Here is a 26554-nt window from a genome sequence, read left to right on the forward strand (position 1 = left end):
TGTAACAGTTGACTTAGACGGAGTTCCGCACATGATTATAATAATTGATATACTCTTTTATTTTCTTTTGTAATGTTTCGTAAGAGATTATTTGTTCTCCATAATACATTTCCTGTTTTAATAAGCTAAAGAAGTATTTGGCCAATTAAAGTCTAAAAAGCGCTCAAAGGTTTATAGAAAAAACAATCCCTTGAGCACTTTAATATTAATTTAGATTATAAAATATAAGAATATAAGATTTATCCTATTCAAAGAAATCACTTTTATTTAAACCAGTTATTTCGATATCTTTTTCTGCAGTTGCAGTTATTTTAAACTGTGATGTTCCAACTTTTTCAGCAACAGCCTGCACTCCCGAATTCAATAATCGATTATTAATATTATTGATTAACGCATCGATTGTGGCAAATTTATAAGTAAGATGAATTGTTGCTGTAGCCATTCCATCACTAATTGTAAATGTACGATTTTTTGATGAATCTAAATCTGTTCCCTGTGCTTGTGAATTATCGAAAAAGTATTGCCAGTCTGCACCTCGTACAGAAATCGTTGCTTGCGAGCCTGTAGCAAAGGTGCCAACAAAAAATTGATCATTTTCATAATTACCGGAAGCCCAAATTGGACGATTCATCAGATCTAGATTGTAAAAATCTTGAATTGAGCTATCCACTACACTTCCCATACTTAATCCATTAGAGAAGTCTGAAGATAATTTCCAATAAATAGATACAGGAATAATATCTACTCTTTCGCCTCTTTGCACTACTATTTCAAAACTCTTTGGATTACCGGTAAAGTCATTAACTGTAACAGGTTTACTGATTAATTTAGCCTGAGTTGCTTGTACGGTAGCAAAATCTAAGTTTGTTATTGTCTTACTTACTATACTATATGGTGGTTCTGTCACTGTGATATCGAATGTGACTGTCTCGCCTTCATATGTCACCGTTACCGTCTGCGTACCAGCTTGTGTCAAATCTACTCCTGTAATCTGTAAATCTGAATGTGCCACTGCTTCTGTTGCGCCATCCGATTTCGTTGCCGTGATGACTAGGTCTGTTAAATCTAATGTTGAATCCGTTGTGAAGTAGGCGGTTTTTGACGGTGCACTTGTCAGGGCTATTGATTCCACCACCGGTTCTGTCACCGTGATAGCGAATGTGACTGTCTTGCCTTCATATGTCACCGTTACCGTCTGCGTACCAGCTTGTGTCAAATCTATTCCTGTAATCTGTAAATCTGAATGTGCCACTGCTTCTGTTGCGCCATCCGATTTCGTTGCTGTGATCACTAAGTCTGTTAAATCCAATGTTGAATCCGTTGTGAAGTAGGCGGTTTTTGACGGTGCACTTGTCAGGGCTATTGATTCCACTATCGGTTCTGTCACCGTGATAGCGAATGTGACTGTCTTGCCTTCATATTTCACCGTTACCGTCTGCGTACCAGTTTGTGTCAAATCTACTCCTGTAATCTGTAAATCTGAATGTGCCACCACTTCTGTGGCGCCATCCGATTTCGTTGCCGTGATGACTAGGTCTGTTAAATCCAATGTTGAATCCGTTGTGAAGTAGGCGGTTTTTGACGGTGCACTTGTCAGGGCTATTGATTCCACCACCGGTTCTGTCACCGTGATAGCGAATGTGACTGTCTTGCCTTCATATGTCACCGTTACCGTCTGCGTACCAGCTTGTGTCAAATCTACTCCTGTAATCTGTAAATCTGAATGTGCCACTGCTTCTGTTGCACCATCCGATTTCGTTGCCGTGATGACTAGGTCTGTTAAATCCAATGTTGAATCCGTTGTGAAGTAGGCATTTTTTAACGGTGCACTTGTTAGAGCAATCGATTCTACGACTGGTTCTTTGACAGTTGCTGACACCGTTTTACTTTGAACAGTTGCAGATCGAGCCCCATTTCCACTCATTTTTGTATTGGTAACGACAACATAATAATATTTTTCTCCAACTGAACTTGTTGGTACTGCATAACTGTCACTAGTAGCACCTGGAATGAGAACTCCCATTGATGAAAGGGAAGAACTTTCATACCATTGATATGAAAGAGTACCTCCATCTTGAGATAATGCAACTATTGATAATATATTTCCTTCTTTAGAATATTGATTAAATATAAGATTTACCGGCTGAGTGGAAATTATAGGGCTGTTTACAATGACAGTATTATCACCTATTTCTCCATTTGTATTTGGTGTTTCTTCCCCGCCTCGAATTAATACTTTTATAATTTGAGAGTTTAAAGATGAAAAATTAGTAAAAGTATTCACTGCGTTCGTTCCAGCTGGAAGTGATAATTCATTAATTTTTGCATTTTTCCCCAGTTCTGCTTTTGTACCTGAACTCGTAACGAAGAGTCTTCCTATTATTCCGCTAACTTGCAATGAAATTTCGCTCACTCTTGTTATAAATATCTGATCGATGTTTACCGAGCCTGTAATTTCAAGTTTATTGTTTGATTCAACGGTAACTTTTGGTACGAAACCATCTAAAGTAATTGAAGAAATAGTTCTAGCAAGTACAACTTCTGCTATTACCTCATCAAAAATTAGATGACTATTATTTCGATTAACAAAAACTTTGTTGATTTTTGATTTTTTTACCCTTACTGTAGAGCCTTTCTCTTCTTTATTAGCTATTATAGTTTTTATTGATGCAGTTCTATCACTAACCTGTGAATCCACTGTTAGATTTCCGGTAATTGTAACATTCTCTAATTCAACTTTATCTTTTACAGAGGGGGAAATATGAATATCTTCTGTGATAATTACATTTCTTATAGCTATGTAATCCGAATTCAATGTTATATTTTCAATTTTAGCTTGTGAAGAAAAAACCTTATAGGCATCAGCTGCCGCTACTACGTTAAATATAATATTATCTACACTTTGGATAACACCATTTACAACAGTTGCAGTAATCGTAGCGCCTTTTAATGCATCCTTATTAGCTTTTGTAAAAATAGATTTAACAGCTGGGGCAAAGGAATATGTTGCACGATTTACCGATATTGTTGTATCTGTATAATCCTCCAGACTAAAAGTAACAGTTGGTGATTGTACTGGTTCTTGATTTCCATGTTCATTGGATTTGGCTACCTTTTCTGCACGTGAAACAAATACCACGAGCTGAGCACGTGTTACATATGAATTTCCATCAAATATTTTCGCTGTTTTCCCTGTCGTTATATTACTTTCATATAGTGCTGCAACAGCTTCTTTGTAATGTTCATTTACATCCACAAAGGGTAATTCTTCCTTATGTAAAGCTTTAAGATTGAATACATTTGCTAATATTTTTGCTATATGATTACGCTGCAACTTTGCATCTTGGCGGAATGAACTATCCTCATAACCGTCAATAACACCAGCTTGTTTTAATGCTGCAATAGCACCATAATATTGATGATTGGTAGGAATGTCTTTGAATTTGGGATTTTCTACATTATCAGTATCAAGTCCTAGGACATTTGCTATAACCTTAGCAAACTGTCCTCGCGTAACATATTCCCCCGGCCTAAATGTACCGTCTGGAAAACCACTTATAAAACCACGATTTTCTAAGTTAATGGTATCATTATAGTAGTAATTTGAAGGATAAATATCCTTAAATTTACTTGCTTCTGGCATTGTAGGCATCGCTATTGTAGCAGCAGCTACTACTAAGGCTATTGTACCTTTTACTATCTTTGATTTTTTCTCCATATATCCGCCACCTTTTTCCTATTAACCCCTACTTTTCACTAGAGATTTTCTATCATTTTTTTAGTTTACTATAAATAGGAATAAAGCGTTATATTATTTTTAAATATTTTCACGTTTCTAAAGCGCATCATAGTAATTAGTAATATCAATTAGCCAGATCTTTTTGTTTAGCTTCTTTTTGTTACGTCCTGGGTAAATATAAAAGAACTTATGAGATGGAAATCTATTCAACTAATGCGCCCGATCGTAATATGAGGTTAGCCAGATTTTTCTGGTTGACCTTTTTTGTTTAGGTCTTATTATAACGGTAGTCGGGGTAGAACGTACCGCCCGTGGGACTTCATCCCGTCAACAAAACTGTTCACCCCCTACTTGTATAAACATGTTTCGAGCTGGTTGGGACAAGGGTCCCGTTTAACAAGCGAACCTATGACATTACAAGCAGCTTTAGGGGGTTACCGACAAATTTAGTTTTTTTAGGAGGAGATGTAATTATGAATCCAGTCGTTGGTCTGGATGTTTCAAAAGGAGAAAGTCAGGTTCAAGCCTTTTTAGATAAAGGCAAACCATATCGTAAGAGCTTTAGTATTAAACATACTCTTGATGGTTTAGATAATTTATTAGAATTTCTTAGGGATATAGAGAAATCAGCTGGTGGTAAGCAACCTTCGGTTATTTTAGAGTCTACAGGTCAATATCATATGCCTGTCATTCAATTTTTAGAGGAACAACAATACGTCTATATTATTGTAAATCCTCTTATCTCTCATCGTGCTAGAAGTACAAATTTACGCAAGGTAAAGACAGATGCCATTGATGCCTATCATCTATGTGAACTGTATTACAAGGAAGAATTAGAACCATATAAAAAAAGAGGCATACAACTCTTAAATCTTCGTAATCTCACAAGACAACAAGAAACGGTATCAAGCACGGCTGCACAACAAAGTTACAGCTACAATCTATCTTAGATCAGGTATTTCCTGAATATAGAGGTGTCTTTGGGAATCTTTATTCTAAAATTTCATTACTGATTCTATCAATCTTCCCTACCTCCGAAGAGGTTTTAAATGTTAGAGAATCGGATTTTACGAATAAAATTGCGGAATTATGTACAACCCGTTCAGAAAAATGGGCAAAAGAAAAAGCGCAAAAATTAAGAGAGGCTGCTTTACGTAATCCATTTCAAAACAACTTGTATCAAAGCCATATCTTTAACCTAGGAATGTTTATTAACATTGTTCTTCAATATCAAGAGCATCTATCAAAGTTAGCAGCAGAAATAGATGCCTCGCTAAAGAAATTGAAGAATATGAAATAATCCAGTCTATCCCTGGTATTGGAGAAAAGATTGCGGCAACAATCATCTCTGAAATTGGAGAGATAGAGCGGTTTAACCATCCTAAAAAGCTAGTAGCATTCGCTGGAATAGATCCTAGCGTATACTCTTCAGGGCGGTTTACTGCTTCAATAAACCGTATAACCAAAAGAGGTTCTAGCAGGTTAAGGCAAGCGTTGTTTATGGCTGTACAATGCGGTATAAGAGATGCACGTAAGCAAAAAACAAGTGAAGAAATAATCCCTAGAAATAAGAAATCAAGAGAGTTCTACGATAAAAAACGCGAAGAAGGAAAACCTTTTAGAGTAGCAATAATCGCATGTGCTAATAAGCTATTACATTGGATTTATGCCCTATTAAAAGGAAAAGTAGCCTTCCAAAATGCAGATTAAAAAGCAGATTTAAGTACACTAGACAAAAAATTCCAGTTTTATAGAGGAAGGCTTATTTGGTGTACCCTTTTTTAGTATATCATGCAGGTTTTTATTTTTTTATTGAAAAATCTTGACAACTATTAGCTGGTTTTATTGAAAATCGTAATTAAGCAAAACTCCTCTTATAAAATAAGGACACAGCGATTCCCGATTTTCACAGGGTCTACTATGGCTTCAAACACCTCATTGGATGGCTTATTTATTTTAAATTTCGTAGTTACTTGAGTATCCAGACACTTCAATATAAAAACAAGCACCGCATTGATGAAAATCCATTTAGGAATATTTTAAATTAAAAGGACACGGCTATCACCATGTCCCTTCATATTTTATATTAACCTCTTCCAGCTTGAAAAGAAGGATATTTCGTCATACCGCCATCAACAAATAGTGTTATACCGGTTATATAGCTTGCCTCTGATGATGCTAAAAATGCTGCTGCAGATGCTACTTCTTCTGGTTTACCGATGTAACCCATAGGTATCATGCTTTCAACATCTGCACGTTGCACTGGATCAGCAAATTTTTCTGCATTGATTGGCGTATTCATTGCACCTGGTCCAATGTTATTAACACGGATACCTTTTGGCGCATATTCAAGGGCTAAAGTTTCGGACATTAGTTTAATACCGCCTTTACTTGCTGCATAGTGAACAAATAATGGCCATGGAATCATTTCGTGAACGCTAGACATATTAATAACGTTACCTTTTATATCATTTTCAACAAAGTACTTTATTGCTTCACGGCTTCCTAAGAAAGCACCTGTTAAATTGGTATCGATTACTTTGTTCCAATTCTCTAGTGATAACTCGTGAGAAGGTGATGGGCTTTCAACACCAGCATTATTGATCATAACGTCCAAAGTACCAAATTCTTTGATTGCAGTTTGAACAAGATTCACTACATCTTCTTCTTTTGTTACATCACCTTGAACGATAATAGCTTGTCCGCCTGCTTCTTCTACATCTTTTTTTACCTCTACTGCTTCCACTTCATTTTTGTAATAGTTGATAACAACTTTTGATTGCTCTTTACCAAACCGAATGGCCATTGCGCGTCCTAAACCCGTTGAACCACCAGTGATAACGACTACTTTATCTTTTAAGTCAGTATACAAAATAATTCCTCCCATATTTTTATTTATTAATACGTACCACTATTAACTTTTCGCCATTCCGAGAAACACTCCACCTAAAACGATAAGTATTATACCAATTGAAATAGATATAAGCTGACTTCTTGTCTTTTTTTCTCCTATTATGAAAATGCCGCCAAGAGTTGAAATTACGATTCCCATTTGTGATAATGAGAAACTTGTGGCAACCCCTACTTTAGGTTGAGAAATGAATAAGAACATATTCCCAGCTGCCCAGATCAGACCAGGAATAATATTGCGAATTACGTATTTATTAAAAGGTTTATGCTTATAAGTAAGTATAAGCCCACCAATTACCATACCAATGGCTTGTGGAAATAAAGCGGACCAGCCGCTTACATTAAATAAACGAGCTACCACTACATAAACCAAGTAACCGATTGTGGAAATAATCAATGTAATAATCCCTTTTTTAAATTGCCCAGATTGCTCTTTGTTTTTCTCACTTTCCAGTGTTGTTAACACGATACCAATCACAATGAAAATAAGAGCTAATACACCTAAAATAATCGTTTTTGTCGTTGACCATTCACGGAAAACAATTACACCAAACAAAGCTGTGGACACTAACTGCATACCAGTAGAAATTGGCATCGTTTTTGAAACGCCAATATAGTCAATTGATTTTAACTGATTACTTTGTCCTAGTGCCCAAAACAAACCAGAAACAATCCCTACAATAAAAATAAGTGGTGTTAATGGTGGATGGACTACAATATAAATAATAGTTGAAAAAATCAGTGCGCCTATTGTAGTCCCAAGCGTTTGAGTATATGGACCTCCACCTAACTTAACATTGAATAAGACGATACTTCCCCAGAAAATGGCAGGTAGTATGGCCAAAAGTATATCCATTTGATGCTAACCTCCTTTCTCACACTCTTGATAAATGCCTATCCTTATCTTCTGCTAAATTAGACATGTTATGTACAATAAGCCTAGATTTTTTTGTCAATAATTATTTCTTATGTTTACTATAAATTCAAAGATTTTTAAGTAATTAAAAATTACGTGACTGGACCGGATATTTCGGCAAGAGTTGTAAAATTAGAGGATTACGTAATTATTGAAGGGTGTACGATTAAAGTAAACCGAGTTAAATTAGGTTATTTTATAAATGTTCGGAGTTTTTCTTTAACAATTTCATGGTTAGTAAGAAAGATACTAAGAAGAACAAAAGATAATATACCAAGGGTTTTCTTCATCGAATACACGTTATCATATCAACGTTAATGGGCTTTTCCTTTTTGAGAGACTTTCTACTTTATGCCTGATTTTTTGGATTTGTCCGCAGGATTTTTTCCAATTATTTAGTGTTACTTTGGATAGCATTGTGAAAAATGTCTGCAATGTCATTATCTGCACTCGGCAATAGGTGTGCATAGAATTCCAATGTGATTTTAGGGTTGGCGTGACCTAAACGCTTTGAAATTCAGCAATACTCCCAAACATGAACTGCACCTCCTTGTTAGACACATCTAACAAGGAGGTGCAGTTTTTCTATGGCTAGAATGAGTCCAGAAGATAAACTAGCAGCGGTTCAACGATATGTAAATGGCAAGGAAAGCTCAAGAACGGTAGCTGGGGATTTTGGTATTTCACACCGGTATTTATTAACTTTAGTAAAACAATATCAAAATAACGGAGTAAAAGTGTATGTCAGACGATATACAAATTATACAAAAGCGTTTAAACTAGACGTACTTAATTATATGACTGAACACGGTACATCCTTACACGAAACGGCAGCTTTTTTCAATATAGCAGCTAGTTCGTCTATACGTAATTGGAAAAACCAATTCGAAATATTATTTGAAGATGCCCTTCAGCCAAAGAAAAAGGGGCGTCTATCCATGAAAAAAGACTCGACTAAACAACCAAAACAAGCACTTGTAGAAGGTTCACCTGAAGCACTTCAAGCAAGGATCAACCGTCTACGCATGGAAAACGAGTATTTAAAAAAGTTGAATGCCTTAGTTCAAGCCAAGGAAAAATCACCAAATGAAAGAGCTGGGGTTAAAGTGTTTAGTACGCTATCGGTCCATTATCAATACAGCGGCCGACTTTCGACATACTATGTGTCACATTTGCTTTCTCTATGATTCGCTTGAATTCTTTTGATGTATATTGATATCCTCGATCACTATGTAGGATAGGAAACTCCTTAAACTCGGCTGTCAATGGCGTTCCCCTTATGGAAAGTTAATTTCAATTCGACTAATTGATCTGCTACAGCTTTACTTTTGAACAAGAATTGTGGAATAAGAAAATAACTTGACTATCTACACAGGAATTTAATCAAACTTTTTTACAAATTATCGAACTTTATTAAAAATAATCAGACTCTATTATAAATTATCGAACTTTATTTCAAAGCCACAGTTCGTTCTGTTTGAATTTTACCTTGTTTATTAATATATTAGATAGTAATTATAACTGAACCGTAGTATCCGACAGCCTTGCTAACTTGCTTTGCTCTTCCTCTAATTGAAACAATACCTATTACTGATTCCATATGAAAGGGGTTGCTCGGAAAAATAATGGAATTACCAAATTTGCTACCAATAGTATCGTGCATCTGTTTAAAGGAAGCCCATAATTCTCTTACCTTTATTGGATAAATTTTTATTATTTGTTTCTGGTTTTCTTGAGCCTTTTTAATTTTTGCATAGTTTTCTGCAGCCTTCTCTAACCAATCCATATTATTTACCACCTCCTATAGTCCAGTAATAAAACTAAGTGGGAGTACAAACAAAACATTCATGAACTCTCAATAGCACGTACCGCCGGAGGAATAGCAATACGCACTATTCAAAGCCCTATTCCATCGCAAGTTTAATTTCACCATCACATAGACAAATACGTTTATAAAGCTTCTTTACAATAAAATTTCCATTCCGGGAAAGTTCCCTGGTCTTTTTTAGTATTCGTGCCGGTCTTTCGCATTCTTGACACCTTAATGTAGTAGTCAATTAATTATTCTCCTCACCATGATATCTTTTTATATAATCATCTTATTCTGAATGTAAAAAAGAGCACTGGCATTCATCCAGATACTCTTCGCTAAATTTCTCTTTAGTTACTGTAGCCTCTCATTTTTATTTTGTGTTAAAAATAAGTGCTCTTATATATTGGGTAATCGTATGGCAAGTAATTTGTTTGTAATGGCTCATAAAGTTATTTTGAATACTTAATAGTTGTGCAATATAATTAAAAAATTGATACCGGGGTGATTATTTTGACACTTACAATACTAATCAATTGTAATTGCTAGTGGGATATCTATGGTTTATTCCAAGACGAAGGAAAATAAAAAATAGCCATAGTGTATAAAATCCCCATAGTTTCTCCCTGTCACCTCATTTATTAGTGTCGAAAACATGCCCTTTTCTACTTGTAATAAAACTCGTAGTAATACCAATTGAAAGTATAGTGATAATGGAGAAATAAAAAGTCTCTGAAGATAATAACAAACCACCAATAATTATTATTATTGAATCAATAAGCAAGATATATCCCTACATTTATCCCCGTCTTGTCACATAAAAACTGGGCAATAAAATCCGTTCCTCCCGTACTTGTCTGAAAATTTAACATCAATCCATTTCCAACTCCAATAAAAATGCCCCCTAGAAGTGAACTATATATAGCTTTAGCAGCTCAGAAAATCCACATCAAAATCCTTATTTCCCTAACGGGGATCTTGCTATTGATTATGCTGCTGGTTGTGCTTATTTAAATGGTAAAGAGCTGCATTTAACACCTATTGAATACAAATTACTGGTTTTACTTTCTAAAAATATAGGTAACGTGTTAACCCATAATTACATTACAAAAGAAATTTGGGGAAATAGCTGGGAGAACAATGTAGCATTTCTTAGAGTATTTATGGCAACCCTACGTAAAAAAATTGAGGTTGATAGTAACCTTCTTCGCTACATGATAGTAATAGACATTGACATACTATCACCCCCTATTCAAATTGAATGGGGGTTAATTTGTGTCATCAGTTAAATGAATACCTTTTAGCGTCGGTCCAAGGATGCAAACACCAGTACTATATCCTCCTCAAGAAAAAATTGCTCAACAATATAGTCCTATTGTTCAACATATATATACCTATTATTTTAAAATCACAGTTCATAATAAGTTTTCCTTAAATAAATATTATATTTACCTCATCCCACTTTAACTTATTGCCCCCCCTTATATTTACATCTAAAAGAGAGATACAAGCTGGTTTCTAATCCATTACAAGACCGCCATCAACGACTAAATTTTGTCCAGTGATGGCACTCCCCCAAGGAGATGCAAAGAATAATGCCACTTCCGCTAATTCTTTTGGTGTTGTCACTCTTTGTAAAGGGGTTGTGGTTTCAATCAATTGAAATACTTCTGCTGTTGTCACTTTACTCGCATCCGTTTGTTTTAAAAGTCCACCAGACATCATATTGACTGTAACGCCATACGCCCCTAACTCTTTCGCCATGTTACGTGTAAATCCGAGCAATGCCGCTTTAGCTGTTGTGTATTCATGATAAGCTACTACCGGATGTTGAAATAAGTTTGTCCCAATATTGATAATACGACCAAATTCTAGTTCTTTCATATCCTGAATACATGCTTGAATACTGTTCAAAGCACCCTTAATCGTTCCTTCAAATTGCTTATTGTAATCGGTCCATTGAAGCTCAAACACATTTTTTTGTGTGAGTGGATTAAATTCGAAATCAATCAACGCATTATTGACAATGGTTGTAATCGGCGTATGAAAATATTGCTTTGCCTTTTCGACCATTTGCTGAACTTCTTGTTGGTTGCGGATATCTGCTTGTAAAGCGATAACCTGAGAACCCAGACTTTGTGCTAAACGTTGCGCTTTTTCTTCACTCTTATAATAATTCAGTACGACATTAGCCCCCTCTTTGACAAATGCTTTTACGAGTTCTTCTCCAACACCTCTACTTGCACCTGTAACTAAAACGGTTTGTTCATGTAATTTCATCATCATTTCCCCTTGTCTAATTTTTGTATAATTGTTTGATATTCGTAAATGACGGAAAGACAAAAAGCCATCCGACTTAAATTTCCGCAAAACTAAATACGGTTACCTCCTCATTAGATTCTGTAAGAGCAAAAAAACGCCTCTATTACTATAGAGACGCTAAAAAAGTGTATACTACACCTATAATTGCTCCCTACGTCAGTGTTAACTGTCAGGTTCTAAGGGTCAGGTTTTAACCTTCTCAACACGAATGTGTCCCCCTGCAATTAAAGTATTTGCAAAAGAAAAGCTCCACGTAAATTACGCGGAGCCATAGTAAGTACAAAAAAAAAATATGTACTTTGCTCCCTACGTCCGTATTAACGGTCAGGTTCTAAGGGTCAGGTTCTACCTTCTCAACACAAATGTGTCCCCCTGCAAATGCATTTAATTAGCTTGATTCTATCAAAATATGCTGTTCTTAACAAGTACACTTTTTACTTAAATACTACATTACTACAAGCAGCCTAGAATTATCCCACTCAATCGTTTGTATCCTGATTAGCTAAAGGTTTGCTAATAAGATGGTTGCCCCATACGCGACTCTTTTTACAAATAATCGATTGAATACCCAACTCACTCATTAGTCGATAGACTTTCTTATGATTCACAAGAAAGCCTTTGTCTCGTAAAGCGATTTACATGCGTGGATACCCATACATTTTGTGCGTTTGATGAATCGCTAATATTTGCTCCTTTAAAACAATATCATTATGTTTACGTAACGATACTTTGCCATTTTTAAGCCACTTATAGTAGCCCGAACGTTATTATATAGAAAGAAACCAACTGTTTTGAAACAAAGCTTGATATTATCCCCTTTAAGTAGACAATGTTAAAAAACCTTCAGTACGCTGTCGGTAAACATTTTACTTAAAGGGGATTTTTCTGTGTCGAGAAAAAATAATATTTATTCAAACGAGTTGAAGTTAGAGATTGTACAAACTATCTTTTAATCGAACTTTATTATAATGCTACACCTTCTTCATATGGCCACCTAAAGATTTTTTGTTTATGTGGTTGAAAAAGGTAAGCACCTTATGAGAGTGCTCCTTTTTTAGCTAACGCAACTGTTCGCTAGAAATATAATGCTTTTCAAAATTTTGTTTCATAAATAGCATTTTAAAACCAATAACAATTTTTATTAACCCATCTATTGAGGCAAATACTAAAAAAGGAATGTTAAAGAAAATAATACCCAATACCCCATTTGTTATTGCTAATATTCCTAAAACTATCATCCATTTTCCTTGGGAAAAGTAAAAAGCGAAAAAATGTATACCAATGACAATTAAAATAGACAACCATACCAATCTTGAATTTTCAAAGCCAATAAACAAACCACAAAGGGTGCATAAAATAATTGTTATTATTACGTTTATATTATCTATTTTATCTTGAAATTTCGAATTTTTACCGTATGCTAGTTGGCGATTTATATACGGTAACATAAAAATTATTAGATAACCGAAAAAGCCGCCAAACCCAAGGACGAAAGGTTGTATTGTTAAATCACCGCCACTTATTGCCGAAACTATTATAATTGCACCTATATAAATTAACCATACTCCAATAATCTGATTTGACATGAAGATTCCCCCAATCAAAGAATCGATTATTAAAGTATTCAACTTTTCATGGTACTCCATTAAAGCACAATTCCTCTTGCAAGAATTGCGCCCAATTGTTGATCTTTGCCTTGTTTTAGTCCGTATTCATCCGGAGAACTTCCGGGCTATCCAATATAATTTCACCGTATGGTATTGTTGGATCAGGAGTTTGCTTACTCGGTCTAAAATGCATAATTTTCTTTTCTGATATACCGATTAGCACATAATCTTCTGTACCTGGAACTATAAAAATCATAAACCAATAACCGTCCCATAACTAAATAGGTACATGAAGTAAGGCGCCTATTAATAAGGATGGAATAATTACTTCGTTATATCCTACTTAAATTCGATATCTTTAAAACAAAGGCATATAAGTATATTACTTACCTATTACAGAATGTACCGGTAAAATAGAACTGTATGCCAAGAAAGGTAAAATGATAAATGAATTGGTAAAATAAAGAGTTGTAGTACCAAGAGGATTGGGGAATCTCCGTTCTCTTTTATATTAAAGTTGAAGAGGGGTTAACTATGGATAGGAAAAGAATGAGTAAGAAAAAGAAGAGAAAACCACAACCACAAACTCCTTCCAATGCTGTAAGAGAAGGTGGAATTAGGGAAAAAGAAAATAGGCACAGGAACAGAGCACCAGTTTGGGCATTCGGTTGTTTATGGATCTTCTTTTTAGGTTTCGTAGCATTTTTCCTTTATGATGCATACCTATTCGATTATTTGGAAGAGATAAACTGGTTAGCGCCTCAAATAAATTTGTACTTCTTTCTGTTCATTTTCTTTTTAGTGCTAGGACTATCTTTGTTCTCAGGATTATTCTTTAAAAAGGCACGTAAAAAGGTTGGTACTTACATAGCAACACTGATTGGGATAGGTGTTCTTTGGTTAAGTGTACAGGCCTTCATAGATGGAAAAGAGGCTATTAAAGATATAGAAGATTATAATAATGGAAATTACGCTACAGTAACAGGGGTAATCGAAGACTACAGACTATACATACCAAAAGGAGGTAGTGGTTACATAACTTCAGTGACGATCAACGGAACTGACTACGATGTTGAGGGGTATATCGGTGTGGATGAAGCAAAGGAAGGGGTAGGTAAATTGAATTTAAAGATCCACTACCTACCCAAATCTAAATTCGCGATGATTGTAGAGTTTTATGACGAGAACGGAGAAGTAACGAAGGTGGTTGATAAACGTACCTTGAAGGCATTTGAACAAGAAAAAAACAATTAAAAACTTAAGATCGAGATTTAAGATAAAAGTCGCTTCTTCCTCAATCGCGCCAGATTGTTGAATAGTTATTTTAATTTACTTACATCAATCACTACATCTCCCCATAACAATTCTGATGCGGTATTTACCATCAAAAAATTTATGATTTGGTTCTTGGTGTAAATGGCTCTAATTCTCTTTCAGATTATAAACGTGCACTAAAACAAAATGGATATTTTGTTCACGTAGGAGGTTCCGAGTCTCAACTATATCAAACATTATTTCTTGGATCTTTTACTTCTATAGCTGGTAGCAAAAAAATAAGTAGCCTGTTGCAACGGGCAAATCAAAAAGACTTAAATGATTTAAAAGGAATTACTCGAGACTGGTAAAGTAAAATCAATAATTGATAAGCGGTTTACATTAAGTGAAATTACCGAAGCGTTCAAATATTTTCAGGAAGGTCATTCTCAAGGTAAAGTGGTGATTACTATATAACGAGGTGACACCTTGTTTTCTCCTTAAATAAAAAAAGCAGACGGTAAATTAGAAGTGAGTAATGACACTACTAAATCGTCTGCGTTTTATTTCATTATTACTTACTCCACTCAGGTGACCGATTCACAATGCATTCTTCATGCCATTTCTTCTCATCCGGAAAGAAATTCCTGATGGACTCTTCTAGTAATTCTTTAATTTGCATTTGGGGATGCATTGACGCTGAAGAATCTTGCAATACCAATCTGGCCCATTGTGGATTATTATTAAAAGACCACACTATTGCTTAGACTCCAAAATTACTGTAACAAAGTTAAAATTGGAAAAATATATGGTTCACTTGGTTCATCTATTATGCTCCAGCTAGAAACCTTTACAACTGGTAATTCATATCCATCGTAGCTTCCCACACTTATGACACCTTCAATTTCAATCCATGTATCTTGCTCAAGTGTATCAGCCCCTTCTAGTTCAGTTAGAAATCCAATGACACTCGCATCTGCTATACAATGGGTAATCAAAAACCTAGAAAGAACCAACTGATTACTAGAAAATTCCCCTTCTTTATAAACAAATCCACTCATTCTAATTATTTTGTCAGAATAAGATTGGGGATTTTCGTTTATTTCCATATAGTAAGAGCTAAATATGTTACTATCCATCTCAATCACTTTAGATTCCTCTAGTAACCGTTTTTTCTCCTCTACTTCTTCTGTAGAAAGATAGTTATTGTTAACCAGGGGAATATGTTCACTTGAATAAATATCAATATTCTCTTTTTCAGCTAGTGACTCCGAAGGTTCCAATAGAGGTTCACTAGATTTTTTTTCTTTTTGCCCACTAATTAACTGAGTTAGCACAGATCCTTTATTCGCGGCAATAGAAGAATCTAATGTAGCAGGAGGAATTATAAACCCCGTAAGAATCGGGAAGGTAATGAAACCGAAACCTAAGATTGTCGGTAAATTCCAACGACTTTTCTCATGGTCATGACTACAATTAGCTGAGCAAACATGATGACCATGTTTCTTCTGGAAAATTCGCGATAATTGAATTATAAATAAAACAAAAAAGATAAACGCACTCAGTTTACTCATAAAAGCGTACTTTGGGTTAATATACTTCGAAATGTCTCCTGTTAACTGTAGATTTATAAAAAACCAAGCAAATAAACCTAAAAGGACTGCTTTCAATAAATGTTGCGAGCTCAGCTTCATCCATTCATTCCTTCCCTATAAAAAACTCGATAAATAAACACATCCAAATACTATAATTGAAATTAGAATAAATAACACGAATACAAATTTCATTTTAAATACACCCAATAACATTATCGTGTTTTTCAAATCGATCATTGGTCCATAAATTAGAAAAGCTAATATCGAAGTAGCGGGAAATAAATTTCTAAATGACGCACCAATGAAAGCATCTGCTTCAGAACACAACGATAAAAAATAAGCTAGTCCCATCATGACGATTGTAGACTGAACTAGACCATCGCCAAATATAAAAAGTGATTGTGCAGAAATATAAGTTTGAAGTAAAGCTGCGACCAATGCTCCTATGATTAAATATTTACTCATATCGAAAAACTCATCGATTGAATGTTTCATCATATCGTTTAACCTTGTAATAATTGGTGGTTTATTGTTGATTTCAGCAATTGAACTACCAATCTTGTTCTTTCGTTTTAATTGGTTCGAATTATATAAAAAGCTAACAACAAGTGCAATTAAAACCGCTGCAACAAATCCAACGCCCATCCGCAATAGCGCCATTTCTACATCATTACCAAAAGCCATGTATGTAGATAATATTACAATTGGGTTAATTAACGGTCCAGTTAACAAGAAACCAACCCCTGCGTACAATGGGACCCCTTTGCCAATTAATCTTCGTACAATTGGCACAATTCCACATTCACAAGCCGGAAATAATGCACCAACCACACAACTCATGAAAACTGCAGAAACTTTATTTTTGGGAATCCAAGATCGTATGTGTTCTTCATTAATAAAAATTTGAATAAATCCTGCAATCAATACGCCAATCAATACAAAAGGAATGGCTTCAATTAAAATACTGAGAAAAATTGTGTTAAATTGTTTAAAAGAATTTGGAATAGTTAAGGATTGAAACTCCGTAAATATTGGAATAACAACCAAAATCATACTAATAAAACTCCCACATACAAATAATACTGTAAAATTAGTCGATAACTTCTGTTTAGATTGCATGAAATCTCCCTTTTCATATTATTTAATCTGAATATTTTAGTATAACTTTAATAGAAAATAATCAAGTGCAAGTTTATTATTTAGCTTTAATTGGCAACTCTCTATTCAAAAGAACTCTTGCCAAAATATTTAATATTAGATGACTTAAAGCATTATATTGTTTTTAAATCGTAATAATTCCCATTTACATGATATTCGTACAAATAGACTAGGAGAAATTCCCTTTTTCACTGGAAATAGACAAGCACTGCATAGTAGCGTAAAGCATTGTTTCTTGTCGCTCTACATACATATTACTTTCATCGGAAATCAAGTAAGGAGGATATTGATTCAGCTTCCCTTAAATTGAATCTAATTCTGTGGTCTTGATCAATTTATTACTTCTCCTTAGCATTAGATCTATTTCTTTTGAACTGAATAGAAGTACGGTTCGATTGATACATTTATTTAATTTTTACAATCACATACAAATAAATATTCCCATATCAAAGTTTGGAGGCAAAAGAAAAATCGGTAAACGTTGTTGTAGCAGCGTTTACCAATTTTTTATTGGAACATTGTTTATATGAGCCTTTATGCAAGTCAATGAAACGTTACTTAGGCAGCTTTTATACTTGGTGGGCATAATCTTTTATTCGCATAAAAACTTGTATAGCAATATCTTTATCGTTACAACACCTTTTCTAACACTCCCTCAAGAAAAAATGTTGCTCCACAATATGGCCCTATTAGGAAAGCGCCCGATTGTTTTAATAAGTGAGCGCCATATTCGAGTGGCTTACGACCTTACGCAAAAAGAAATTCGCATATACGATTTTGAGAAAAGGGTTGATCATTAATTAATGCTACCAACGACGTTTTGGGGACTTTATTTCTTTGTTCTTTTACTACGCCCTTATGGGTACTAATTATTACCTCTACTTTTCTTATATTCACGATTTTTCTTTTCGTTGTATAGTAATACAATCGCTACACTTATACGTTTGGGGATCACAGGTTCGATTTTACAACGTTTTTCGGGCTTTTAGCTCTTTAGAAACTCGACCGGTTATGATATTTCGTATGTTTAAATTATGGGATGTTTTCAATTTACACTGTTTTTATTTGAACTTCACTAGGGTTTAGATGGTCAAATTGTAAGTACATAATAAATTACATAGAGCCAACCGAACATTCCATGGATGATTGCCCACAGTATGGATTTATTAACGCTCCACGAAATAATTATAGCGAGCACCATACCAAAACTTACACCACCAATTTCAATCTTCAAAACCACCCCATCCTTTCTGCTGTCTTATCAATCAACACATTACGCTTACGTAATACTTTTTTTACGCGACAGGGACATTTTATCTGCAACATTTCCCCATTCATAGCATCCATCTTTATCCGAACATCTCATTTGCACATTGGATTTTATTTCATCGTCTAATTCTTTATATACCCCTCGATAACATCAATGGTTTTCTTTAAATGCTGTTGCCGTTCTACTTCTGATAACTCTATAGCTTTTCCTTCCGTTGGGTTAAATATGTTACTAGCCTTACCTCCACCAATATTACATTTGCTTCATGATATGGATTCAACAATTCCAATTCACGAAATACAGATGGCATTTATTTTCGTTATGATATATTCAAAATTCTTTAATGGTTTTATTTTGCCCTGGTGATAGTTTATTCTCTTTGCACTCCACAAATGATGATTATAGTTGTGCAATCGCCTCTGTAATTTTGTTGTTAGAATCATGCACCGATTTTAAAAAGGTGTCCAAGTTAATGACGCTTTCTTTCAAAACCTTTTCTAACTTCCCAATAAAGTGCCTGAAATTCTATTTCATTCACCACTATAGACAAAAATAAAAAACAGAGCATAAAAGTTAATTTACGCTCCGTCTCCAAATTGTCTATTAAACAATGACTTCTACATTTTATAATAAATACCTGCCTAAGCTAATTGTAACTCCACCGCCCTGCAAGTCGAATTTAAGCAAAAAGACTTACGCCTGGTGGAATACCAAACTTAAGTCTTTCCTCATTGCATTTTTCTGGTTTTAAAGACGTGTATTTATCATCAAGATGTACTTTTTAATCATTAATACGGGTCTGCCTCATGGCTTTTCTTCACTGCATCTTTTGTTGCCTCATTCGCAGCGATCGTTCCTTGACCATATTTGGAAATCCCTGACTCTCGGCCCGGTAATTTACCTTCCTGAGCCATCTTTTCGATTTCTTTCATTTTCATTTCAGTCGCTTCCTTCACACGGCGGCCGTAATCCTCATCAGCCTGTGTAAAGTGATTAAACATCGCTTCCTGAATGCGCTTGTCACAGATTGCCAGAGCATCCGATAAGTTATTAATGAGCTCATCACGTTCCCAGTCTTCAAAACTTCGGTATGTTTCACCTGCCTGGCCATAGTTATTCGGGCGATCTATAGGCTCACTCATTAATGCCGCATTATAAGACGGCTGATGTGGTGGATATGCTTTATCCCCTGCATCACGGTAGCCACCAATCATTGACGGCTCATAATTAATATGCGGGTTTTCACCGGACTCTTTAGGATCACGAGTATCCATCTGACCACGTTGCTGATTTGTACGAACCGGTACCTTCGGTGCATTGACTGGCAATTTTAAATAGTTTGAACCTACACGGTAACGCTGTGTATCTGAGTAAGAGAATGTACGCCCTTGCAGCATTTTATCATCCGAAAAATCCATACCGTCTACCAGCACACCAGTGCCGAATGCAGCCTGTTCGATTTCTGCATGAAAGTCCTCCGGGTTGCGGTTAAGCACCATACGACCTACAGGTAACCAAGGGAACTTATCTTCTGGCCATAGCTTTGTGTCATCAAGTGGATCAAAATCCAGTTCTGGATGGTAGTCGTCCTCCATAATCTGAACGAACAGCTCCCACTCTGGATACTCACCACGTTCAATTGCTTCATACAAGTCCTGTGTAGCATGTCCTACGTTTGTAGCCTGAATGGAGTTTGCCTCTTCTTGTGTCAAATTGCGGATGCCCTGTTTTGGCTCCCAATGATACTTCACAAGTACAGCTTTACCTTCTTCATTAACCCATTTATATGTGTTAACCCCTGAACCCTGCATATGGCGGTATGTCGCTGGAATGCCCCAAGGTGAAAATAGGAACGTAATCATATGCGTAGCTTCCGGTGAACGTGAAACAAAGTCAAACATACGCTGTGGATTAGGTACGTTGGAAGCGGGATCTGCTTTAAAAGCATGAATCATATCAGGGAACTTCATCGCATCACGAATAAAGAAAATCTTTAAATTGTTACCTACAAGATCCCAGTTACCATCTTCCGTATACATTTTCACTGCAAAACCGCGTGGGTCTCGAGCAGTCTCAGGTGAATCCTTCGCACCTGCCACTGTAGAAAAACGCACCATAAGTGGCGTTTGTTTACCGGCACCAGAAAAGACTTTTGCACGGGTATATTTTTCTACAGGCTCATCTCCAACCTTACCGTAAGCTTCAAAATAACCGAAAGCACCTGAACCACGCGCATGTACTACACGTTCAGGAACCTCTTCACGGTCGAAGTGTGAAATTTTTTCAATGAAGTGGTAATTTTCCAAAGTCGCTGGACCACGGTTACCCACTGTACGGATATTCTGGTTGTCTCTTACAGGATGCCCTTGACGTGTAGTTAGAATTTCACGGTCCCCATCCTCTTTTTTTGCAACATGTTTGCCTTTGTTCTCTGCCATAATAAAACCTCCTAAATAAATACTTCACTTAAAAGCACTGATAATAAAAAATATTACAACACTATGCTTTATACCCGAATTTCTCTGTATATATTCAAAGAAATGAAAATTATCCAGAGTATAACCTGTACTGTTAATTCATGGGTACTTTAAAACTCTAGAAAAAAAGGCTAATGAAATATTAGTCGGGGTGACTGAGTATCTAAAGAGTCAATATGATAAATAGAAAGGTGAGGGGGGTTAGGAGTAAGGGCTTCTTTGAAAAAAGCTATTAACCTTACTACTAAAAAACTTCAGATTAAAAGAGATATTTATTGGAGTTGACTTTGCATATATGTTACTGATTTTGAAAATAAAAAATTCCTCAAATTAAGAACATAAGCTCTTAATTTAAGGAATTGTAAACTTTACTCTAAAGGAAGAATTGCCTTAAGTCACTATTGATTCACTTTCAATAATTACCTCGGCCCATTTCGATCTAAAACGGCAGATGTGTTATCTTCATGCAGATTGTTCAAAGTTGTTGTTGTACTATCCCTCGCATATACATCATCTTTTCCTAAAGGGATATCTGTAGTTTGAACTTCTGACGCCTGTGCTAATAATGCTTCGCTATCGTTTTGCGACATGCCAAATGCTTCACTTATTAGTTCAGCTCCTGTTTTTCCATGATTCGCCTTCGAAACGTTCTTCCCCATATTCCCACCTCCTATATATAGAATGTGTGATGGTTCATTATATATGTAAAATATCTAGGAGGTTTCATTTGCCAATCATCTGATTTGGCAGCAGCTTATTTTTGTAATCACTGCATTAAAACTACTGCAGCTTCCATTTTATTAAATTTTATTCGCACAACGAAAAACATTGTTATATCAGCACTTTTGGGAATTCCGAAAACTTCCTATCTCATGCTTGGTCCCCTTCTGAATATACTTCTTTTGCAATTAGTTCATAGGATCGGATTCGATCTTCCGGCAAATATGTGATTGTATTAATCATCATTTCATCTGCTTTGTATTTTGTTCTTAACTCAAATAATTTATGTTTTACTTCTTGAGGATTACCAATAATTATTTTTTGTCTAACTTTTTCCAATGTATCTTTATCCTTTTCAGTTAGTTTATATTGCTTAGCTTCACTTGTAGAAGGAACCCCTTGTTTGCTTTCCCCTTTTTCCATCTTTAAAGACCAGATGAGAAAGCTTGATGCAACTTCTTCAGCTTTTTCCATTGTCTCTGCACAAATAACGTTAACAGTAATGATGACTTGTGGTTTTTGCCCTTCTTTTTTTGGTCTAAAGCTATCAATATATTCCCTAATAATAGCAGCTCCATCTTGATCACTCATAAAATAACCGAAAGTATACGGCACACCATTTTCCGCTGCGAGTAAAGCACTTTTTTTACCAGTTCCAAGGAGCCAAGGTATTGGCGGATTTTCAGGTATGGGAGAAGCCGATAACTTTGAATATTCGCTATCCGTCGGAAAATCATCATTTAAAAAATGAAGTAGGTCTTTCAATAAAGATGGAAAGTTTCCAACATTTTTTATAAAGTTACCGGACAAAGCAGTCATCGCTTCAGAGGATCCACCTGGCGCTCGTCCAATTCCTAAATCAATACGATTCGGAAATAGTGTCGCTAACATATTAAAGGTTTCAGCAACTTTAAAAGGACGGTAATGAGGCAATAGAACTGCGCCAGATCCTATACGAATTCGATTTGTGTTAGCTCCAATGTAGCTTAACATCACTTCAGGTGCAGGACATGCTAGTCCGGTTAAATCATGATGTTCGGCAATCCAGTATCTTGTATACCCTAGTGACTCTCCTGCCTGCGCTAATTTCATTGACCAATTTAACGCATCTTGAGGCGTTTGATTTGAAGAGATAGGTGATTGATCCAATATGCTTAATCTCATTAAATTTCAGCCCTTTTCTTCCACTAAAGTTAATTTATATTGTCCTACCTGATCTTTTTCATACAAATTTGTAATAGAAGTGGAATAGTTATAAATCGTCCCTCTAAACATTTTATCCTTTTCAGGAATCTTAACGTCAAATGATCCGTTGTAAAGTAAGGTTGCAATATCATGATATTCTTCACTTGTCACGTCAAAAATGACTGAGACTTTAAAGTTCCCGTTTACTATTTCTTCTTCATAGCTATTTAAATGAATTACTCTGTCATCTAAAATCATTTTACTGACCAAAAAATCACCCCTAATTAAAAAATTTAAATCGTATATATAACCTATTCTTTGCAAAAATCCACAAATTTTTTTGCCTGTATTAAAGACATTCCTGTTTGTTCTCTCACAAATTTCACCGCTTTAACTTCACCTAATGCCTGTATTTTCTCTTTTACTAAGGCAATCAATTCCTCGTTGTAGATTTTAGTATAATCCATTTTTTCGCCCCTTTATGTACTAATTATAGTATACTTGGCGACAACCTTTAAATAATTGCGCCCCGATTATTAGATACTAATAATTGAGGCGCTGGTGTTTAACGGCTCATAAATACCGTTTTATTCTCGCTCTCACGGCTTTGGGACTTTATTTTCTATCTGCCGATGTTAGGTACTTCATTCCTAATGTTTTTGAAAATAATTCCAGCACAATGTACCGGTGGATGTCATCGCTAAGCTTCATGAATTCTTTATGCATATGGACCACTCGCTTTACTGATTGATGGATATACCGCTATTTCTATTCTATACAGGAACACTTGTTTGTATACGTGATTGCGATTGTAAATTGGATCAATCCATCCGTAGGAAAAACTTTCAAATGAAAATGAGTATTTTTCATCTCTGTTTAAGCCATTCTAACTCTTGTTAAGGAGGTGAACAGCTGTGGAAAATAATAAACTTAATATTAAACGTCAGCGAAATAACAACAATAACAACAATAATAATGAATTTGAATTCGGTGAAGATTTCAATTTCGATAATTTAAATAATCAAAATCAAAATAACCGCAACAACAATAACAACAATAACTTTAATAAGAAAAACAAAAATAACAACAATAATAAGTAATATTACTAATACAGTCTCCCTTAGGGGGATTGTATTCTTTCATTTGCACGAACATCTTTAATGGTCAGGTTTCTAACATTCAAAAGACACCTCGACAATTATGTATAGACTAAGTAGCCCTTTACCTTTCCGTTGGTAAAGGGCTACTTCGTTATTGAAATAAAATTCATTTTTATAGTTGTACGAGTCACTCTCTTTGAATAAGATGCACAGACATCATTTTAAGGAGGGCTATTTTTGAACTCAATAGCAGCTTACATTTTTTTAGGTGTATCTTTAGCCGCGCCTATCGGTCCCGTCAACGCAGCGCAGCTAGATACAGGAATAAAAAACGGTTTTTTTCATGCGCTTATTTTTGGCATTGGTGCTTTAACAGCTGATATTTTGTACATGATAATGGTTTATTTCGGGATTGGCCAAGTTATTGAATACTCCCCGGTAAAGGTATTCCTCTGGTCGTTTGGCTGTTTTGTTCTTACATATACCGGGATTGAAAATTTACTTTCTCTGCATAAAATTGAGCTAGCTTTAAAATCCAACAAAAAAACTACACGCCTTAGACATTCCTTAATAACAGGCTTTCTCATGTCACTTTTGAATCCGCTTACTGTCCTTTTTTGGCTCGGAATCTATGGCTCAGTCCTTGCAGAAACAAACAAAGTCAGTACGGATAATCAAATAATTATTAATAGCCTTGCCGTCATCCTTGGAATAATGCTGTGGGATACGATAATGGCTGCTATCTCCAGTGGAGCCCGTAAATTATTATCTACCGGGTTTATAAATATTATTTCCATCATCTCATCGCTTGCAATGATCGGGTTCGGTATTTACTTTGGGATTCAGGCTTATCACGCATTATTTTGAGATTCTTCCTTTTTCCATCTTTTTCGCATAAAAAAGACTATACTCCCGATCACTGCGAGAAATACTAAACTGATAAAAAAGCCTGGACGACTTGTCTGATGGAATAGTGTTCCGCTAACTGCTGAAGTGATTAGTAATATTCCAATAATTCTTTTCGCTTTATCGAAAGTAGTCGTTTCAACTAACCTCGGGTACATGACTAAAATAAACAGCCAGTTGTAAAGTAGCATTAATGCCGCAGCAGTCGTTATATATTCGTATACTTTATCCGGCAGTAATAAAGACGTAATGATAGAAAGTACAAGCCCCAAAGTTGTTAAAGCAATTGCAGGCAATGGCATTTTAAGCTTCTTTTTCTTCTGTTTACTGAAAATTTTAGGAGCGTCTCCATCCTCAGAAATTGTCACGAGTATTGTCGTAACCGAAAACAAAGATGCAGACATTGTTGAAAATCCCGCAATAATAATAGCTGCTATAAATACATGCGGGAAAAAATCAATATTATGGGCACCTGATAAAGCCTCAACAAACGGGCTCTTGCTCTCCTTGAACTTATCAAATGGCTTCAGTAATAGAGCTAAAGATAGAGCAGTCACATAAATGACTCCAAGCAGCCCTAACATCACTTTACCCGATTTAGGTGCATCCTCTTTATTCTTTAGATGGATCGCCATTATACTCATTACTTCGATTCCGCCATGGGCATAAAAAGCGAATATAAGAGCGCTCCAAAATCCGATGAAGCCCTTCGGGAAAAATTCATTCACGGATTGTGGGATGCCAGGAGTTGATTTTCCGCCAATTACTCCTGTCAGTGCTAAAATTGCAATGATTATAAACATAAAAATAGCTGCAATTTTCATCACAGCAAATACGCTTTCCAATTTCCCAAATGCTTTTGCTCCTATAAATAGAACAATGAGACCGAGAACCGCATAAATTGCTGCGAATATCCACAATTTAATATTAGGAAACCAAAACTTAGTTAATAATGAAATTGCGGTAAGTTGACTGCCTATAATTAAGATTTCCGAAGACCAGTAAACCCAGCCACTGCTAAACCCCGCCCAACGTCCATATGCTTTTTTGGCATAGGTACGAAATGATCCTTTCTGTGGATCCATTGCAATCATTTTAGCAAGAGCCTCAAATACAATATACGTTGCAGTAGCAGCCATTATAAAGGCCAAAATAACAGAAGGACCTGTCATTTTAATCGCTATACTCGACGCAAGGAAAAATCCTGTACCTATCGTGCAGCCTACTCCAATAAGGGATAATTGCCACCAAGTAAGATTTGCTTTTTCGTCGTTAGCACCCGACGCTTGTTTCCCCATCTCTACACCTCCACATGAAAATAGCCTTCCACAAAAAAATGGTTTTATGTGCTATTGAGATGATGAAAGCACTTCTAATAAGGGAATAAGTTGGTCATTCCTAAAACCCTATACTTGTATAAAAATTGTGATAGTGGAGAAGAATATATTCATTTATCACTTTCTTATAAATTTTTGATACAGATAATTGGAGTTGATATTAAATAAGGTAATTTCTAGTATGAGCATCTGTCTAAGAATAACAAAAATAGGAATATTATACTTATTGTAAGATAATCTCACTATTC

Annotated in this window: 23 protein-coding genes, 3 pseudogenes and 2 riboswitches; of the genes and pseudogenes, 7 read left to right on the forward strand and 19 right to left on the reverse strand. The window is 35.5% G+C overall.

The genetic code is table 11. The annotated features are described in order from the left end of the window. Positions 1–13 precede the first annotated feature (13 nt). Positions 14–145 carry an IS3 family transposase gene (locus tag AC0VXV_RS10705; RefSeq protein WP_475528148.1) on the reverse strand — a complete coding sequence of 44 codons (132 nt, stop codon included), beginning with the start codon at positions 143–145 and terminating at the stop codon, positions 14–16. 99 nt (positions 146–244) lie between these two features. Next, entirely contained in the window at positions 245–3718 is a 3474-nt protein-coding gene (locus AC0VXV_RS10710) for a bacterial Ig-like domain-containing protein (RefSeq protein ID WP_475528149.1), read from the reverse strand. A 494-nt stretch (positions 3719–4212) separates the two neighbouring features. Between AC0VXV_RS10710 and AC0VXV_RS10715 the strand changes: the two are divergent. After that, a pseudogene (locus AC0VXV_RS10715) lies at positions 4213–5449 on the forward strand (IS110 family RNA-guided transposase). 376 nt (positions 5450–5825) lie between these two features. On the opposite strand, the gene gdh reads toward AC0VXV_RS10715, so the two are convergent. Beyond that, on the reverse strand, positions 5826–6611 hold the full coding sequence (gene gdh, locus AC0VXV_RS10720) for a glucose 1-dehydrogenase (RefSeq protein WP_475528150.1): 786 nt from the start codon (positions 6609–6611) through the stop codon (positions 5826–5828). A gap of 42 nt (positions 6612–6653) precedes the next feature. Beyond that, a complete protein-coding gene (locus AC0VXV_RS10725; protein ID WP_475528152.1) occupies positions 6654–7505 on the reverse strand; it encodes a RhaT/GlcU family sugar-proton symporter in 852 nt (283 codons plus the stop codon). Between the two features lie 647 nt (positions 7506–8152). Here AC0VXV_RS10725 and AC0VXV_RS10730 point away from each other — a divergent pair. Continuing rightward, positions 8153–8652 (forward strand): annotated as a pseudogene (locus AC0VXV_RS10730) (transposase); the annotation flags it as partial. Positions 8653–8684: 32 nt separating this feature from the next. On the opposite strand, the pseudogene AC0VXV_RS10735 reads toward AC0VXV_RS10730, so the two are convergent. From AC0VXV_RS10735 to AC0VXV_RS10745, 3 genes and pseudogenes are all read right to left on the reverse strand, one after another. Next, positions 8685–8807, reverse strand: a pseudogene (locus AC0VXV_RS10735) (IS3 family transposase); the annotation flags it as partial. A 262-nt stretch (positions 8808–9069) separates the two neighbouring features. Next, positions 9070–9351 carry a hypothetical protein gene (locus AC0VXV_RS10740; protein WP_475528153.1) on the reverse strand — a complete coding sequence of 94 codons (282 nt, stop codon included), beginning with the start codon at positions 9349–9351 and terminating at the stop codon, positions 9070–9072. Between the two features lie 797 nt (positions 9352–10148). Next, positions 10149–10247 carry a hypothetical protein gene (locus AC0VXV_RS10745; RefSeq protein ID WP_475531445.1) on the reverse strand — a complete coding sequence of 33 codons (99 nt, stop codon included), beginning with the start codon at positions 10245–10247 and terminating at the stop codon, positions 10149–10151. Positions 10248–10400: 153 nt separating this feature from the next. Between AC0VXV_RS10745 and AC0VXV_RS10750 the strand changes: the two genes are divergently transcribed. Beyond that, the gene (locus tag AC0VXV_RS10750; protein WP_475531446.1) at positions 10401–10664 is read left to right on the forward strand and encodes a winged helix-turn-helix domain-containing protein; all 264 of its coding nucleotides are present in this window, start codon (positions 10401–10403) and stop codon (positions 10662–10664) included. Positions 10665–10893: 229 nt separating this feature from the next. Here the strand turns inward: AC0VXV_RS10750 and AC0VXV_RS10755 are convergent, their stop codons facing one another. The 4 genes from AC0VXV_RS10755 to AC0VXV_RS10770 form a co-directional block, all read right to left on the reverse strand. Continuing rightward, a complete protein-coding gene (locus tag AC0VXV_RS10755) occupies positions 10894–11655 on the reverse strand; it encodes a 3-oxoacyl-ACP reductase (RefSeq protein WP_475531447.1) in 762 nt (253 codons plus the stop codon). A 173-nt stretch (positions 11656–11828) separates the two neighbouring features. Then, a riboswitch (TPP riboswitch) is annotated at positions 11829–11927 on the reverse strand. 56 nt (positions 11928–11983) lie between these two features. Then, positions 11984–12081: riboswitch (TPP riboswitch) on the reverse strand. Between the two features lie 95 nt (positions 12082–12176). After that, the gene (locus tag AC0VXV_RS10760; RefSeq protein WP_475531448.1) at positions 12177–12332 is read right to left on the reverse strand and encodes an IS3 family transposase; all 156 of its coding nucleotides are present in this window, start codon (positions 12330–12332) and stop codon (positions 12177–12179) included. Between the two features lie 423 nt (positions 12333–12755). Further along, positions 12756–13283, reverse strand: coding sequence for a DUF6609 family protein (locus AC0VXV_RS10765; protein WP_475528155.1), 528 nt, complete (start codon positions 13281–13283; stop codon positions 12756–12758). Positions 13284–13398: 115 nt separating this feature from the next. After that, positions 13399–13560 (reverse strand): hypothetical protein, encoded by a 162-nt coding sequence (locus tag AC0VXV_RS10770; protein WP_475528156.1) that lies wholly within the window; start codon positions 13558–13560, stop codon positions 13399–13401. Positions 13561–13838: 278 nt separating this feature from the next. On the opposite strand from AC0VXV_RS10770, the gene AC0VXV_RS10775 reads away from it, so the two are divergent. Both AC0VXV_RS10775 and AC0VXV_RS10780 read left to right on the forward strand, forming a co-directional pair. Continuing rightward, positions 13839–14558, forward strand: a complete 720-nt coding sequence (locus tag AC0VXV_RS10775; protein WP_475528157.1) for a hypothetical protein — start codon at positions 13839–13841, stop codon at positions 14556–14558. A gap of 384 nt (positions 14559–14942) precedes the next feature. Next, positions 14943–15035: a hypothetical protein gene (locus AC0VXV_RS10780; protein ID WP_475531449.1), complete on the forward strand. Its 93-nt coding sequence runs from the start codon at positions 14943–14945 to the stop codon at positions 15033–15035. Between the two features lie 299 nt (positions 15036–15334). Here the strand turns inward: AC0VXV_RS10780 and AC0VXV_RS10785 are convergent, their stop codons facing one another. The 7 genes from AC0VXV_RS10785 to AC0VXV_RS10815 form a co-directional block, all read right to left on the reverse strand. Then, on the reverse strand, positions 15335–16252 hold the full coding sequence (locus tag AC0VXV_RS10785) for a TIGR03943 family putative permease subunit (RefSeq protein WP_475528158.1): 918 nt from the start codon (positions 16250–16252) through the stop codon (positions 15335–15337). Positions 16253–16267: 15 nt separating this feature from the next. After that, the gene (locus AC0VXV_RS10790; RefSeq protein ID WP_475528159.1) at positions 16268–17206 is read right to left on the reverse strand and encodes a permease; all 939 of its coding nucleotides are present in this window, start codon (positions 17204–17206) and stop codon (positions 16268–16270) included. 2163 nt (positions 17207–19369) lie between these two features. Next, entirely contained in the window at positions 19370–21019 is a 1650-nt protein-coding gene (locus AC0VXV_RS10795; protein ID WP_475528160.1) for a catalase, read from the reverse strand. A 458-nt stretch (positions 21020–21477) separates the two neighbouring features. After that, the gene (locus tag AC0VXV_RS10800) at positions 21478–21717 is read right to left on the reverse strand and encodes a cAMP-binding protein (RefSeq protein ID WP_475528161.1); all 240 of its coding nucleotides are present in this window, start codon (positions 21715–21717) and stop codon (positions 21478–21480) included. Between the two features lie 211 nt (positions 21718–21928). Beyond that, on the reverse strand, positions 21929–22942 hold the full coding sequence (locus AC0VXV_RS10805; RefSeq protein WP_475528163.1) for an LLM class flavin-dependent oxidoreductase: 1014 nt from the start codon (positions 22940–22942) through the stop codon (positions 21929–21931). A 6-nt stretch (positions 22943–22948) separates the two neighbouring features. After that, complete coding sequence (locus AC0VXV_RS10810; RefSeq protein ID WP_475528164.1) at positions 22949–23233, reverse strand: DUF3219 family protein; 285 nt, start codon at positions 23231–23233, stop codon at positions 22949–22951. A 41-nt stretch (positions 23234–23274) separates the two neighbouring features. Further along, positions 23275–23430 carry a hypothetical protein gene (locus tag AC0VXV_RS10815; RefSeq protein WP_475528165.1) on the reverse strand — a complete coding sequence of 52 codons (156 nt, stop codon included), beginning with the start codon at positions 23428–23430 and terminating at the stop codon, positions 23275–23277. 447 nt (positions 23431–23877) lie between these two features. On the opposite strand from AC0VXV_RS10815, the gene AC0VXV_RS10820 reads away from it, so the two are divergent. Beyond that, positions 23878–24063 carry a hypothetical protein gene (locus tag AC0VXV_RS10820; RefSeq protein WP_475528166.1) on the forward strand — a complete coding sequence of 62 codons (186 nt, stop codon included), beginning with the start codon at positions 23878–23880 and terminating at the stop codon, positions 24061–24063. Positions 24064–24300: 237 nt separating this feature from the next. After that, the gene (locus tag AC0VXV_RS10825; RefSeq protein ID WP_475528167.1) at positions 24301–24930 is read left to right on the forward strand and encodes a LysE family transporter; all 630 of its coding nucleotides are present in this window, start codon (positions 24301–24303) and stop codon (positions 24928–24930) included. Here AC0VXV_RS10825 and AC0VXV_RS10830 read toward each other — a convergent pair. Beyond that, positions 24915–26267, reverse strand: coding sequence for an amino acid permease (locus AC0VXV_RS10830; RefSeq protein ID WP_475528168.1), 1353 nt, complete (start codon positions 26265–26267; stop codon positions 24915–24917). The genes AC0VXV_RS10825 and AC0VXV_RS10830 overlap by 16 nt on opposite strands. Between the last annotated feature and the right edge of the window lie 287 nt (positions 26268–26554).

The organism is Solibacillus sp. iso_87, from assembly GCF_056173085.1.